The 14,738-nt window shown below is 47.9% G+C and carries 10 protein-coding genes; 9 read left to right on the plus strand and 1 reads right to left on the minus strand.

The window, feature by feature from the left end:
* Nucleotides 1-53: 53 nt before the first annotated feature.
* Genes OXH00_14530 through OXH00_14540 form a run of 3 tightly spaced genes read left to right on the plus strand, consistent with a single transcriptional unit; the run spans nucleotide 54 to nucleotide 3,611 of the window.
* Nucleotides 54-935, plus strand: coding sequence for a RimK family alpha-L-glutamate ligase (locus tag OXH00_14530; protein MCY3742228.1), 882 nt, complete (start codon nucleotides 54-56; stop codon nucleotides 933-935).
* Nucleotides 932-2,152 carry a glycosyltransferase family 4 protein gene (locus OXH00_14535; protein MCY3742229.1) on the plus strand — a complete coding sequence of 407 codons (1,221 nt, stop codon included), beginning with the start codon at nucleotides 932-934 and terminating at the stop codon, nucleotides 2,150-2,152. The genes OXH00_14530 and OXH00_14535 overlap by 4 nt, the downstream gene beginning before the upstream one ends.
* A gap of 4 nt (nucleotides 2,153-2,156) precedes the next feature.
* Entirely contained in the window at nucleotides 2,157-3,611 is a 1,455-nt protein-coding gene (locus OXH00_14540) for a hypothetical protein (protein ID MCY3742230.1), read from the plus strand.
* 143 nt (nucleotides 3,612-3,754) lie between these two features.
* Here the strand turns inward: OXH00_14540 and OXH00_14545 are convergent, their stop codons facing one another.
* The gene (locus tag OXH00_14545) at nucleotides 3,755-4,702 is read right to left on the minus strand and encodes a Gfo/Idh/MocA family oxidoreductase (protein ID MCY3742231.1); all 948 of its coding nucleotides are present in this window, start codon (nucleotides 4,700-4,702) and stop codon (nucleotides 3,755-3,757) included.
* Between the two features lie 335 nt (nucleotides 4,703-5,037).
* Between OXH00_14545 and OXH00_14550 the strand changes: the two genes are divergently transcribed.
* From OXH00_14550 to OXH00_14575, 6 genes are all read left to right on the plus strand, one after another.
* Complete coding sequence (locus tag OXH00_14550; protein ID MCY3742232.1) at nucleotides 5,038-6,408, plus strand: MFS transporter; 1,371 nt, start codon at nucleotides 5,038-5,040, stop codon at nucleotides 6,406-6,408.
* Nucleotides 6,409-6,572: 164 nt separating this feature from the next.
* Nucleotides 6,573-7,223 carry a WD40 repeat domain-containing protein gene (locus OXH00_14555; protein MCY3742233.1) on the plus strand — a complete coding sequence of 217 codons (651 nt, stop codon included), beginning with the start codon at nucleotides 6,573-6,575 and terminating at the stop codon, nucleotides 7,221-7,223.
* Nucleotides 7,224-7,301: 78 nt separating this feature from the next.
* On the plus strand, nucleotides 7,302-8,054 hold the full coding sequence (locus tag OXH00_14560) for a hypothetical protein (GenBank protein ID MCY3742234.1): 753 nt from the start codon (nucleotides 7,302-7,304) through the stop codon (nucleotides 8,052-8,054).
* A gap of 12 nt (nucleotides 8,055-8,066) precedes the next feature.
* Complete coding sequence (locus tag OXH00_14565; protein MCY3742235.1) at nucleotides 8,067-9,500, plus strand: alpha/beta fold hydrolase; 1,434 nt, start codon at nucleotides 8,067-8,069, stop codon at nucleotides 9,498-9,500.
* 55 nt (nucleotides 9,501-9,555) lie between these two features.
* On the plus strand, nucleotides 9,556-12,999 hold the full coding sequence (locus tag OXH00_14570) for an alpha-glucuronidase family glycosyl hydrolase (protein MCY3742236.1): 3,444 nt from the start codon (nucleotides 9,556-9,558) through the stop codon (nucleotides 12,997-12,999).
* Between the two features lie 68 nt (nucleotides 13,000-13,067).
* Nucleotides 13,068-14,501 (plus strand): CotH kinase family protein, encoded by a 1,434-nt coding sequence (locus OXH00_14575; GenBank protein ID MCY3742237.1) that lies wholly within the window; start codon nucleotides 13,068-13,070, stop codon nucleotides 14,499-14,501.
* Nucleotides 14,502-14,738 lie beyond the last annotated feature (237 nt).

Below are 14,738 nucleotides of genomic sequence, written 5' to 3' on the forward strand. Positions count from 1 at the left end.
GCAAACTTAAGCGAAAACCGGTTAAAACCGAGCGAAAACCCATAGTTAAAAATATGAAAATTGGTATCCTCTCTCGGGGACCTCAAAACCACTCCACACGCAGTCTCAGCGAAGCTGCCTGCAATGCAGGACACACCGCAGAAATTTTAGATCCCTTCGGGTTTTACCTCCATGTCGGTGGTACCAGCAACCGGATCACATATCACGGAAAATCGGTAGAGGATGTCGATGTCCTTATACCACGGCTCAGCCGCACAACGGCGCAATACGGCGAAGAGGTCGTGGCACACTTCGAATGGATCGGCACCCCTGTAATCAATCGCGCAAAACCAATTGCAGCAGCACGACACAAATTCCATTCGCTCCGTATCCTCGCACAGCATGGCTTACCCATCCCACCAAGTCTCACCGTCGGTTCCTCCGAATTTTTAGAGAACGCCGTAGCCAAAACGGGAGATTACCCATTTATTTTGAAACCGTTCTACGGCACACACGGCAGAGGTGTTATGTTAATAGATACACCGACATCACTCACGTCAGCAGTGGATGCCCTCTGTGATCTCCATCATGATTACGTAATCCAACCTTTTATTGTAGAGGCAGGCGGGGTGGACATCCGCGTCCTCGTCGTTGGAGGCGAAGCAATCGCTGTGATGAAAAGAAGCGCGCCTCCCGGCGAATTCCGAGCAAATATCCACAAAGGTGGCGTTGGGGAGGTGGTTACGCTACCAGAAAACTATATCAACACCGCTATCAAAGCCGCCGCCGCACTGGAACTGGAGATAGCCGGTGTCGATCTACTCCAAACAAACCAAGGACCCGTCGTCTTAGAAGTCAATCCATCACCGGGGTTTGAGGAACTGGAAACGGTCACAGGGATTAATATCGCAGCTGTGATCATCGAATTCGCAGCGAAGTTTACACAAAACCGATGATGCAAACTAACGCTGCGCTACGAAAGGATACAGTTGCCTGTATGGATGATACCCCGAAAAAGATCTTAATGTTCAATCATGAATTCCCACCGATCGGCGGCGGTGGCGGTTGGGTGAGTTATTTCTTAGGCAAACACTTCGCGGCGGCAGGACACGATGTGCATCTGATTACTTCGCAATTTCGTGATTGCCCGAAAGACGAGGAGGTGGAAGGCTTTCATGTGCATCGCGTACGCGCGCTTCGGAAAAACCCTGATGTATGTGCCGTACACGAGATGCTGACTTATGCCGTAAGTTCAAGTCTCCATGGATTACGGTTTGCCAAGCAGTTTCAACCGGATATCGTCCAAGTCTTTTTCGGCATTCCCGCCGGTGGCGGTGCTTATCTTCTACAAAAACGGCGCAACGTGCCGTATGTCATATTTCTGGGCGGGCGCGATGTGCCGAGCCGTAATCCTGATCCACCTTATTATCGGTGGTTATATCTGTTACTGAAACCCGTCATCCGAGCGATTTGGGGAAACGCATCAGCGGTCGTCGCTTGTAGCGAAGGCTTGCGCGAACTTGCGCGAGAGACGGATTCGGATGTAAAAATGGATGTGATCCCCGATGCTGTGGATTTGGAAACTTTTACACCCGTCCAACGCGACGCCTATCCAGAAAAGGTACGGGTTCTCACAATTGGGAGGCTTATCCCTCGCAAAGGGTTCCAATTTCTAATCCGCGCGCTTCCCCAAGTCCTTGAAAAGGTCTCACATAACTTTGAAATAGAGATCGTCGGCGATGGACCGTATCACGGAGAACTCCTGAAATTAGCAGAAAATCTCGGTGTAGCATCACATCTCCACTTTGCAGGTTCAGTCCCATATCCGAAATTGCCAGAAAAATATAGTGATGCCGACCTCTTAATTTTACCTTCACTCGCAGAAGGAATGCCGCTTGTCGTCTTGGAGGCGATGGGAACAGGACTTCCGATCATTGCCAGTCGCGTTCAAGGTATCGATGAACTTGTGGGCGATGGGGTTAACGGTGCGCTGTTCGATCCCGGCGATGTTGATGGACTTGCGCACTGCCTTGTCAAACTGATTAATGCCAATGAAGGGCGCATTGAAATGGGCAAAGCGAGTATTGAACGCGTCAAACCATACGATTGGAAAAACATCGCAAACGCTTATTTAAGCCTCTATGCTGATATTTTAGCCAAAGGAGAAAAATAAAAACATGTACCCAATCAAGGTCCTTGCGATCGGGGCAGGCGGCTTACAACGCGCCTTAACCCATGAATTCGTTCATATCCTCAATCAGCGAAATCTCTACAACGGCGGTATTTTTGTCGGACAGCCGCGCGGTACCGAGAAAGCCGATGCCTTTAACCGACAGAACGGGACATACCACGTCGTCACGTTTGACTTAAGTGGTATCCACGACATCCAACAGGTTTCAAGCGTTGTTGGGGCAACAACACTCGCTACAGAAACCGGTCGTGAGCAGTTCTATGCACAGACGGAAAACCCGCTTGACCTTATCCTTATCGGCGTAACCGAAGCAGGGATCGCTAAAGGCGAACTCGCAATGGATGTGCTCGATGAGACCCTTTACCGCTATTTCTGTCGTCACGGCGCAGGCGCAACACTCTGCGTCATCAACACTGATAACCTCCGAAATAACGGCGATGTGATCCGTGATATTCTCTGCAACGAGTATCCAAAACGGAGCGATGATTACGCGGTATGGTTAGAGACAAACGTCGGTTTTCTGAACGAAATGGGCGACCGGCTTGTGCCACAGGTCTATGCTGTTCCTGACGAGATTCAGGCAGCTGCAAGGGCACAGATCGAGGGAAAAGATGAATTAATAACTTATGCGGAGGCATTACCCGCAACGCCGCTTATTCTGGAAGATTTAGGCGACATGCTACGCGTGCCGTTCGGTGAACTTCAGGACTACGGCGTCATTGTCAGTCAAGAGAACATCGAGCCTTATCACGATTGGAAACTGCTCTTGGTGAATTCTGTACATGTACCGGGGATTACGCACAAAGGGGCACTCTCCGGCATTGAATACGTCAACGAAGCAGCGTCACACCCAACGTTTGCACCACACCTCGAACGTCTGATGAATGGATATGCCGAGATCGTAGCAGCAGACATCCCGATAGCAGATAAAAGTGCACATGCCTACACACTGGAGTTTGTAGATCGCATCCGCCGAGTCAAAGACGACAACGCTCGGATTAACATCATTGAAACCGTGAAACTCCGCGAACGCGCTGCGGATATTGTTCGCTCACCGAACTACGATGCCAGCACCGAACTTTTTAAATCCGATTTTGCCTATTCCTTCGCGACGGTACTCCGATTTCTAACGCCAAACGCAATCTCGTCTCTTGATGACTACAGGGGTATTACCGACACCGGTACAGCGTATGAAATCCGAGACCCTGACCGAACAATACAGGATGTTCTAAGGGGGGCATTTGGTGCAAGTCAAATAGATGTGCAAGGACGGATTGCGTCTATTTTCTCAAATACGACATTATGGTCCCCTGCCAGTGGGACACCGTTGCGTGGCTTGCATGAGAATCAGGATTTTACCGAGCGCGTCGCAGGCTATTATCATCGGTTGGTTAATGGGGAGACGTGTCTTGGGGTTTTGGAGAGTATTAATGCAGAGTAGCCATCAGCCATCAGCAGTCAACTATCAGAGGACTGGTTATCAGTTATCAGTTACAAGAGATTTTTGATAATCCCAACGTGAATACTGATAACTGAAAGATTTTTTCGCAGAAAAAAATCGTACTGACGACTGATAACTGATCGCTAAAGGCTAATAACCCCTTTTTTCCGTTGAAGCACGGCATCATAGAACCGCATTGTACCAACGCAGTCTTGGATACTCGATACCGGTTCCCGACCCTCACGAATAGCATTGACAAATTCGGTAAGGCTAATGCCATCGCCAGTCAATTCGCCATTTCGCTGATCAGAAAAGTTTGAGGTGAAGCTGTTCCCAGATTCGGTGAAGTGTTGAGCACCCCACAACCCGTCTAAAACGATATATTCATGCTGACCGGTAATTTCGATGTAGTCATAATTGCGCTGCCATAAGCGTTGGCTGCTCAGCTGCAAACTTCCGACCGCGCCATTTGTATATTCTACACCGACAGCAAATGCACCTTGTCCATCAACTTCATTGTGAAAAACGCTGAGTTCCTTCACATCCGCACCAGCGATATGCCGCGCCAGATCAAAGTGATGGATCGCGAAATCAAGCAGATAACTTTTGACTGTCGGGTATTTCCCGCTACAGAACGAGCAGAAGAGTTGGGTAAGTGTGCCGAAGGATTCAGTCTGCATAATCCGCCTTGCCTCTCGCACACCGAGACTGAACCGCCGTTGGAAGTTCACCATGAGTGTCTTATCGTGTTTCTCTGCGGTTTCTGCCAAAGCAATCGTTTCTTCGAGAGATGGCGCAGGCGGTTTTGGTGTAAATACATGATATCCCGCCGCGAGCGTTTCAAGCACAAGCGGCTGCCTTGGGTCAGGTCCCATAGAAATAATCACTGCTTCCAAGTCTTCTTTTTCAAACATTTCGTGCCGATCCGTGTAATATCTACCTGTGCCGAATTTGCCAGCGGCATCCTTAGCACGATTTTCGTCTGCATCGCAAACCGCTTGCAACGCGACGGGTGCGAGATGTAACGCGGGATAAATAGTGTGCCGTGCGAAACCGCCAGCACCGAGAAATCCTATCCGAAGAGGTTCCATATCTGTTTCCTTTAGTGGTTATCAGTTATCGGTTATCAGTTTTCAGTCCGGGTTGCGATTGTTGAACATCTTGTGTTAATCTTTCAACCACCATTGAATCGCGACGTGATAAAAAGATGTTGGTAAACCACAAAGTAACCGACAACTGTTAAAAAAATTTGTATGCAATTTAGCACAACCTTAGCGGACTGTAAAGGAAATTTTTGTGCTAATGCCAAACGAACGATGGAATTTTCTATTCAACCTAATTACGAAAATCGAGTCAAAAGATAAAGCGCAGAATTTCTGATTGCTGCGGTTATAACACACAGAATTTGGATGGTACACAAAAAAGAATGTCTAAACAAGTAGGTGACCAACGGCGGAACTTCCGATTTGCACTCCTGCAAGGCACTTTCATGCGAATCAACCTCGCATTTGCGGATTCCGCGACAGTGCTTCCTGCTTTTATCCATAAATTAAGCGGTTCCGACCTTCTGGTAGGTTTAACCGGTTCAATGATGACAGTAGGGTGGATGTGGCCACAACTGCTAATGTCCAATCTACTGGAACACCGTCCACGCAAAATGCCGTTTTATGCCCTCGGTATGAGCGTCCGCGTTTTGGCATGGCTCGCCGTCTTTTTCTGCACCATCACAATAGGTGAGCAAAACCCAATGTTGCTCGCCGCCTGCTTTCTCGGATTCTACTTCTTATCCTCCTCCGCCATGGGTGTTTCAACGCTCCCTTACATGGACATCGTCTCCAAATCTATAGAACCGCAGCGGCGCGCCCGTTTTTTTAGTCTGCGACAACTGTACGGTGGGTTTTTCGCCATCTGGGTCGGATTCCTCGTGCGGGCTGTTCTCGGAAATGAAGCCGAATTTACGGGCATTTTGGGACGGATTACACAGATTTTCAAGACGTTCACGATGTACTTTATCGGCACCATCTGTAATGTGGAAACGGACCTCGGTTTTCCCTATAACTACGCCTTTCTCTTTATCTGTTCGGTGACTGCAGCGTTTCTTTCATTTATCAGTTTTTTAGGCGTGCGTGAACCGATCCACCCTGTTCAACGAACACGGCAACCCATTTCACAACATCTAAAACAGGGACCGCACTTCCTCCGAACAGACGCAAATTACCGACGCTTTATTCTCTTTCGCGTCTTTGGGCATTTCTCTGGAATGGCATCCCCTTTCTACATCCCTTATGCACTGAACGAACTCGGACTTTCTGAGGCAACGATAGGCTTTTTTATTGTCTGTTCCGCGTTGAGCGGTGTGATTTCAAACACAATATGGGGATATGTCGGCGAGAAGTATGGGGTACGATGGCTCCTGATTATTACGGCAGGGTTGATGGGTATTCCTGCCGCAATCGCCTTTTCTTCGGGTGTATTGCCAGTGTCGTTACAAATGCCAGCCTTTTTGCTGATTTTCATAGTCGGTGGTATTTTGGGGAACGGCATGATGGTGGGTTTTATGGCATACATGCTGAATATCGCACCACCACGGAACCGTCCGACTTACATCGGCTTTATGAACACATTACTCATGCCTGTAGGTTTCGCCCCAGTGTTAGGTGGAATTCTCGCACCGCATATCGGTTATCGGTGGTTGTTCGCCATTTCAATCGGCATCTCTATCGCCGGCTTCCGCATCGCTACCGGTTTGCAAGAAATTATGCACGATAATGAAGTAGAAACTGAAACCGAAGCATAATACCTTATTGCGTCTCCTTTCTATATCCTATGACTCGGTTTTCATACTGTTATTTTTTTTTACGGCACATTTTGTAGTTGTTGTGGTATACTTAAAAAAGAGCGCAGAAATCGTTCGCCATCCCTCACAGATAGCACCCAATTCCCTAAGAGGAACCTGATCGCATGAAACTCACCTCATTTTTCATCCTTTTAACGCTATTTACCTTTTCAACACTATACCTACCGATCAGTTCCGCCCAAGATTACACGCAATGGAGTTTACCCGACGGTGCCAAAACCCGCATTGGTAAGGGCAGTATCAATGATATGCAATATTCCCCAGACGGTGCTATATTAGCAGTCGCGGGTTCTGTCGGTATTTGGCTCTACGACGCGGAGACCTTTCAAGAACTTGCCTTGCTCAGGAAAGGTGAGGACAGTGTTCGTAACATATCGTTCAGTCCGGATGGCAGAACCCTCGTGAGTGGGAGTGCGGACAAGACAGTCCGCCTATGGGATATTGCTACTGGAAAACCCAAAAAAGCACTTATAGGGCATGCGGAGAGTATCACGAGCCTCGCATTTAGTCCCGATAGCGCAACGCTTGCAAGTGGCAGTCTGAACGGGAACATCCGCTTCTGGGATGTAAACACTGGAGAACACAAGACCACACTCACAGGTCATGCAGCAGAGGTGAGAAGCCTTTGGTTCAGTCCTGATGACGAAATCCTTGCAAGTACAGGGCCGGACGGCACCCTCCGCCTCTGGGATACAAACACTGGCGAGGAAGAGAAGACACTCGCCGCCTATGGGATGTTGATACTGGCGAGTTAAAAAAAATACTCCAATATCCAAGATTCACCGAATTTTAACAAATCCAATAAAGGGAGGTTATGATAGATGAAGATCGTAATGGCAAATTTAATTCTTGTGTGTGTTAGTGTAATTGTCCTGAGTCTAATGTTTACCAGCATCGGCAATGCCGAATTTGATCCGAAAACGGTTGTTGGGATGTGGCTCTTTGATGAGGGCAAGGGGGATACAGCAGTAGATTCCTCTGAAAATGGTAAAGACGGGGAAATTGTGAACGCTCCGAAATGGATAAAGAACGGTAAATTCGGAGCCGCGCTTGAGTTTAATGGGAATGAGAGTAAAGGACATGTTGTCGTCGGAAATTTAGGCCTATCTGGGGCGGTTACATTGGTTTTGTGGGCAAAACCGAGTGATGCCGCCAATGATGATCGGTTAATATCGAATGTCAGTGGACCGACAAATCCGGCTTTCGCAATTCGGTTCCAAAATGGCGCAGTTGACATTTGGGGTAAGGCATGGAAACCCGTCATCCCAAAATTTGATGACAACAAGTGGGGACACTATGCGTTTGTATTGGATGACGAGGGAAACGCGACGGGCTATTACAACGGCAAAGAAGGGAACACAGTTGCCGATACCTATGTTTTTACGGATATCAGTATCGGCGCAACTTTTTTGCATCAATGGGGACAATATTATGCCGGTGTCTTTGACGATATCGCGTTTTTCACTGTCGCCCTGACTGAGGCTGATATTAAAACCATCATGACAACAGGTCTCAAATCCGCGTTGGCGGTTTATCCCGCCGGCAAATTAGCCATAACATGGGGAAATATAAAAACCAGTCCATAAGGATCAGACTAAGTGCAAAGCAACTTTCATCAGATAGAATCCGATTTACTTAAAACAATCCTTGTCATCGTGGCAATGGTGGTGGGGTTTTCGATTTCCGATGCAGCAGACCCGGTTGCCGGACACTGGGAGGGACAGATTGAGATTCCCGGTCAACCCATCGCCGTAAAAATTGATCTCACTATCAACGACAGTGGCTGGAGTGGAACTATCGACATTCCAGCACAAGGCGCGAAGGGATTACCACTGTCTGATATCCTTGTTGTGGAAGAAGATAGTGGTCTGCGCGTCAAATTCTCAATTCGCGGCGTGCCGGGGAATCCAACCTTTGACGGGAAACTGCAAGACGGTGCCATCAGTGGTACATTCAGCCAAAGTGGTGCTACATTCGGATTCCGTCTCTCCCGTGATATTGTCGTCAAGGATCCCGCAAGACCACAAGAACCAAAACCGCCGTTCCCTTATAAAATCGAAGAGGTAGCCTTTCAAAACGGTACAGTCAACCTTGCGGGGACTTTGACGTTACCACAAGGTGACGGTCCGTTTCCTGCCGTGCTCCTCATCTCCGGTAGTGGCTTGCAGGATCGAGACGAGACGTTGGTTGGTCACAAACCGTTTTGGGTGCTTGCCGACCATCTGAGCCGTGCAAGTATCGCTGTACTCCGTGTAGACGATCCCGGTATCGGTCAGTCAACGCCGCATCCGAAACCGCCAACGACAGCGGACTTCGCAACGGACGTAGAAGCAGGCGTGGCATTCCTTAAGAAAGATGACCGTATTAATCGTATCGGATTGATCGGTCACAGCGAAGGCGGTCTCATCGCAGCCATCGTCGCCAGTCGCAGCAATGATGTCGGCTTTATTGTACTGATGGCAGGTCCCGGTGTTCCTGGTGCCGAGTTGTTGCGTAAACAGAACGAACGTATTTTTGATGCAGCGGGAATAGCGGGTGAGCGTAAACAGAATTTACTAACGCTCCTCGATCAGTTGTTTACAATCTTGACTTCAGAAGATATCGCGGAAGACGAACGGCAACAAGGGGTCAATGAAATTGTACGCAAGCAGCTTGAAATTAACGGTGTTCCGCAAGCACAACAGGACGAGACGTACGTACGGGCACTCGCGGAACAGTCACTTACCCCATGGATGCGCTATTTCTTGACTTTTGATCCACGCCCTGCGTTTGAGAAAATCCGAGTGCCTGTCCTCGCGCTGAACGGTGAACTGGATGTACAGGTTGATGCCGAACAAAACCTCACGGCTATCGTCGCAGCTCTCGAAAAAGGCGGTAATCACAAAGTTACTGTGCATCGCCTGCCGGAACACAACCACCTCTTCCAACGCGCGCGTACAGGTTTGGTAAACGAGTACGGTGCCATTGAAGAGACGCTTTCACCGATGGTATTGGACTTAATTCGAGACTGGATATTGTCAGTAACGCACTGAACAGAGGACAGTATTATATGTCTTCAAGTACCCTTGAATATATTGGAGGATACACATGGAATATCAAGTATTCATTACTGTTTTGGCAGTCGTTGCACTGATATTGACCAGTGAACTCAGTAATGCGATGGCAGCTGAACCCGAAGGGCTGGTGGGTCGTTGGAATTTTGACGACGGAACAGGCACCGACACCTCTGGAAACGGGAACCACGCCGTGCTTGGTGGAACAAAGATTTATTCACTCGGTGAAGGACATGCTTGTATTGAAACGATGCCTAAGGCAGAACCGATGCGAATTCCGGTGCCTGAAAACTCTCCGCTTGCGATGTCGCGTGGGACAATCTGTTTTTGGCTAAATACGATATCGGATAGGGCCAATATTCTCAGGTATAACAACGATGCTGTCGAACTTAACACCTATCGTGGCTGTTTTCAGGTGCGTTTCCAAGGTGAGAAGGATTTTCAATATTGGGAAGGGATCCTTGACTACGACTGGCCCAAATACGACATGCGAGAATGGGCGTTTTATCCACATGTGAAAGCCTCCATCGGCGATTCCGAATGGCATCTGTTCGCGGTTGCTTATGACGACAAAGCCAAGCAAATCGTAGGGTGGCGTGATGGGGAACAGATTGCAACAATCGATTTATCAACGGCGGACATGGAACCACTCCGCCGAGAGGGTTTAACGGAGATTCACACCGATGAACGCTTTGTCGGCTATCTCGATGATCTCCGTATCTATAACAAGCCGCTGACCGACGCTGAAGTTAAGCAGATTTACGACGCGACCAAGGACATCTATGCAGGAAGACGGGATACGAATCTGGTTAAAAGAAGGCAGAATACTTACAAATACCAAGAAATAGACAGGACGCTCTACAAGGCGTGGCTACAGTTCAAGCCCCCTACGAAACAATACGATAAGAACTTGTTCAAAAACATCGTGGCTGAAGGCACAAATTCAACTGTTCAAACAGCAAGTTCTGAATTGGCGCAAGCAATAGAGTCTATGTTCGGTTTCAAGCCTTCTGTTTCGGAGACTGCCACTGTCACTGGACCAAAGGTTATTCTCGGAACAGCCGAAACTTCCAGCTGGATCCGCGATCGTGCTGAAGACCTACAACTAGATCGAATTGAGAGAGATGGGTTCGTTATCAAGACCTTGAAAGAGGGCACAGATGTTGCAATTATCGTTGCGGGGAAAATCCCAGCAGGGGTTGTTTTTGGCACCTTCGATCTGATCCGTCGCATTCAAATCGGGCAGGATCCGCTTGAACTTGATGCGTTAGAGAATCCACAGGTACCTATCCGTATGGTGGCACATTGGTCTTACTTCCGTGGACTTTTCGGAGACAGATGGCGCGGTGGTGGCAGAGATAACTCAATTTTCAGTTGGGAAGAACTGCGCACCGGCGACACCAAACTTATTCGAGACTGGGTGCGTATGCTGGCATCGTGCGGTTGGAACGCACTCTGTCCGAGTGAAATTAACTGGCATTATCGAAACAATTTTCTGGAACATCTTGACGAAGTAGAGAAACTTGGCGACATCTGCCGAGACTACGGCATCAAACTCTATTGGAGTCCGAATTACCTCCTTGCACTCGACCCAAAAACCGCCGATGCACTCTACAGCAGAGTCCCTGACTTCGGTGGATACATGATGAAACTTGGTTCGGAGAAACAGAACGGTGATCCACGCCCGCCAATGGTGAACCGCATTGCGGACACACTGAAACCGTACGATGGAAAGGTGCTTGTGCGTGCGTTCGTTTATGGTAATCTTCGATACACCCCAGAGCCATACCGCAACTTGATTCCGTACGACCTATTCGCACACGAGGACGGAAACTTTCGAGATAACGTCATTATAGTTCCTAAGGGTAGCCCTCTGGACTGGGACCTCGCGGCACCCATTCCCGCCCTTGATGGTGCAATTCAGAAAAACTTATATGGAAGTGAACTTGTCATTGACAAAAGCTGGCCGGTCTCTTGGGTCAAGAAGTGGAAGTGGTGGTTTGAACAGGATACCTATCGCAACGGACCAGGAAGCCTGAATAAATTCAATGTTGATTGTATCATGGGTGTGTCTATGATCTCACCTGCACCCGCATGGACAAAATCTCCATTGAACGCCGTCAACTATTATGGGTTGGGACGACTCACTTGGAATCCAGACTTAACAGTGGATGAAATCTACACAGAATGGATTCAACAGACATTCGGCGATGATCCAGAGGTCCTTAGAACGATCAAGACCATTCTGATGATGCTTGAGGAAGTGACGCGTAAGACCTACAACTATCGTGGTTACCGCGGTATATGGCTTGATTCCTCCGACCCCGGCATGGCACAAGTCAAGACCCCCTATATAGTTAATAGGGAAGGGGCAGGCACTATAACACCGGCGTTGCGTGAGCGTGTGTTAGCGCAATACGCGCCAGGGCTTCGTGAGATATATGGAGACCAGTTACGCGGAGAAGTACACCTCACTGCCTTCCACTTCACAGAACACGATCAGCGACTCTCTATTGGCAGAACCCTCATACAGGACATCTATGCCAACATCGAAGAAGGCGTTGAGATGGCTGAACAGGCAGCCGAGTTGTGGAAAACGCTTGAAGGCAAGGTAGATCCGCACAGATACGAATACACGTTGAAAATGCTGGTGGACTATGCCGCATCCGAACGCAGCCGCACCCTTAAGAAATGGGTGACAAATTTTGAGGCACATACAGGTAGGACACGCCTGGACACGCTTGCTGGATTGACTGCTGAGGCACTCGCTGAGGTTGGTACATACAATGTGCGGCATTTCGGTGCCGTAGCCGATGGCAAATCGAACGATGCGGATTCAATTAACCGAGCCATTGCTGCCTGCAACACTGCTGACGGTGGCACGGTATTTGTCCCGTCTGGGGTCTATGCCACTGGCATTATCCATCTGAAAAACAATGTCACGCTCGCACTTGATGCAGGGGCTACACTCAAAGCTTTGCCTGATGCGGATGCCGTTCTGCTTATCGGAGAAAACTTAGAAAACGTGAACATCTACGGTCCCGGCACTCTCAACGGAATAGGCAACAATGCTATTACGCTACGACACTGCAAAAACGTAAAGATCCGAAACTTGAACGTCCATAATGGAGGCAATGCTGCCATCTTTGCGACGGATTGCGATGGAGTGATGGTAGACAACATCAACATCCGAACAAATCAGGATGGACTCAACCTCTCTGAATGCCGTAACGTGACAGTTAGCGACTGTCGCATTGACACAGGGCAACGCGAGTACGGGCGACCTATCGGCGGTGGTACCGCAATAAAATTTGATGGACAAGTATCTTCGTCCGATAACATCACTGTTCAAAATTGTTTCCTTGCCAACGGTGGGGGTGCGGTTGCAAGCAACACAGAAACCGAGAGTAACTCAGGCAACGCCAATTTTAAAAATGTCCGAGTGCACCATATTTCACCTATAGCGCACACACAGTAAAAACATAATGCGCTACTGAGATGGAATATCGCAAGCAAAATTCCCAGCACCTTAACAGGTTATAGACAATGTACTTCAAGAAGAAAATTATATTGACGTTTCTGGGTAGTATCATTTTAGCCATAGCAACAGGCTGCATCACTGATACTACCAAACAACCTAATCAACCTTCAAAAATATCGAACTTGAAGCGTACCGATACAGACCGGAAACTGGAGCGCACTAAGGCGTTTACATCAAATCTACCGATCATTATTATTGATACATCTGGAAACTGGATTCGCGACGAACCGAAAATCGAGGCACAAATGAAGATTATTTACGATGAATCCAGCGGTAGAAACACCCTAAATAGTCAGCATATTGATTTCGAGGGGAAAATCGGCATAGAATTGAGAGGAAAAACTTCGCTCGGATTCCCGAAAAATCAGTACGGCGTAGAAATTCAGGACGATGAAGGCAACGACAAAGATGCATCGTTATTGCAACTGCCAGCCGAGTCGGATTGGGTTTTAAACGGACCCTATTCGGATAAAACCCTCATGCGAAATCATTTGGCGTACGAGTTCAGCAATCGCATCGGCAGATACGCAAGCAGAACAAAGTTCGTTGAATTGTTTCTCAATGAGAGCGGTGACACAATAACCGAAAACAAACATTACGTTGGGGTCTATCTACTCATAGAAAAGATTAAGCGCGGAAAAGATCGTGTTGATATTAAACCGCTGAAACCCGCGGACATCACCGGCGGTTATATCCTAAAAATCGATAAAACTGACAGGTATGAAACTTATTTCTTTACCCGTACCGGCACACGGTTGTTTCATGTATATCCGAAAGGACACGAGATGTCCTTCGACCAAAAAGCGTGGATTCAGAACTATATGGGCGAATTTGAAGCGGCATTAGCCGGAAAGGACTTTAAGGACCCAGAACGCGGATATGCTAAGTACATTGATATAGATGCTTTTATCGACCATTTCATCATCAATGAACTTTTCAGGAACATAGACGGATTTCGGAACAGCACATATATGTACAAAGAAAGAGACGGTAAACTGACAATGGGACCCGTCTGGGATTTCAACTTATCAATGGGCAATTCAAGTTTCAATCAGGGATGGAAAACGGATGGCTGGCTGATTTATACAAACCATGTCCCCTTTTGGTGGGATCGACTCCTACAAGACGCAAATTTCAGGCAAAAACTCGTCAAGCGATGGCAGACGCTTCGGAGAGATGTACTCGCCACTTCTAAACTCCTTGATGAGATTAATCGAACTGCCGAGTATCTATCCGAAGCACAGAAACGGAATTTCCAGAGATGGCCCGTGCTGGGTCGCCGTGCCTTCGGTAATCCTACACGGGGTCTACCTACATATCAACAGGAGGTCCAACAGATGAAAAAATGGTTACAGGATCGGTTGAAATGGATGGATGAGCATATCGCATCACCACGTTCATCTATTTTTAGCACCGGGAGACTAAGACGTTTCCGATAAAACTCCTAACCGACAATTGTTTACTATTTTCCAAATTATGCACCTTTTTCGCCCACAAATTGCGTCATTAATAATTGAAACCTTAGTTTACTTATGCACTGAACAAATTTTTGCCCGATTTCGTGCTATTAGCCACAAATTTTGCCCCATTTTGTGCGGTTATTTCTGAACATTTCATAAAGCATCCGATTAATACGGGAGTGTTCAGATTGGCACCGAATTTGCTACCGTAATATT

It is taken from the genome of Candidatus Poribacteria bacterium (genome assembly GCA_026706025.1).
Lineage (GTDB): Bacteria > Poribacteria > WGA-4E > WGA-4E > WGA-3G > WGA-3G.

Bases quoted from the DNA above. Each gene is read 5' to 3' on its own strand.
- OXH00_14530 (MCY3742228.1), top strand. From the start codon at position 54: ATGAAAATTGGTATCCTCTCTCGGGGACCTCAAAACCACTCCACACGC.
- OXH00_14535 (MCY3742229.1), top strand. From the start codon at position 932: ATGATGCAAACTAACGCTGCGCTACGAAAGGATACAGTTGCCTGTATG.
- OXH00_14540 (MCY3742230.1), top strand. From the start codon at position 2,157: ATGTACCCAATCAAGGTCCTTGCGATCGGGGCAGGCGGCTTACAACGC.
- OXH00_14545 (MCY3742231.1), bottom strand. From the start codon at position 4,702: ATGGAACCTCTTCGGATAGGATTTCTCGGTGCTGGCGGTTTCGCACGG.
- OXH00_14550 (MCY3742232.1), top strand. From the start codon at position 5,038: ATGTCTAAACAAGTAGGTGACCAACGGCGGAACTTCCGATTTGCACTC.
- OXH00_14555 (MCY3742233.1), top strand. From the start codon at position 6,573: ATGAAACTCACCTCATTTTTCATCCTTTTAACGCTATTTACCTTTTCA.
- OXH00_14560 (MCY3742234.1), top strand. From the start codon at position 7,302: ATGGCAAATTTAATTCTTGTGTGTGTTAGTGTAATTGTCCTGAGTCTA.
- OXH00_14570 (MCY3742236.1), top strand. From the start codon at position 9,556: ATGGAATATCAAGTATTCATTACTGTTTTGGCAGTCGTTGCACTGATA.
- OXH00_14575 (MCY3742237.1), top strand. From the start codon at position 13,068: ATGTACTTCAAGAAGAAAATTATATTGACGTTTCTGGGTAGTATCATT.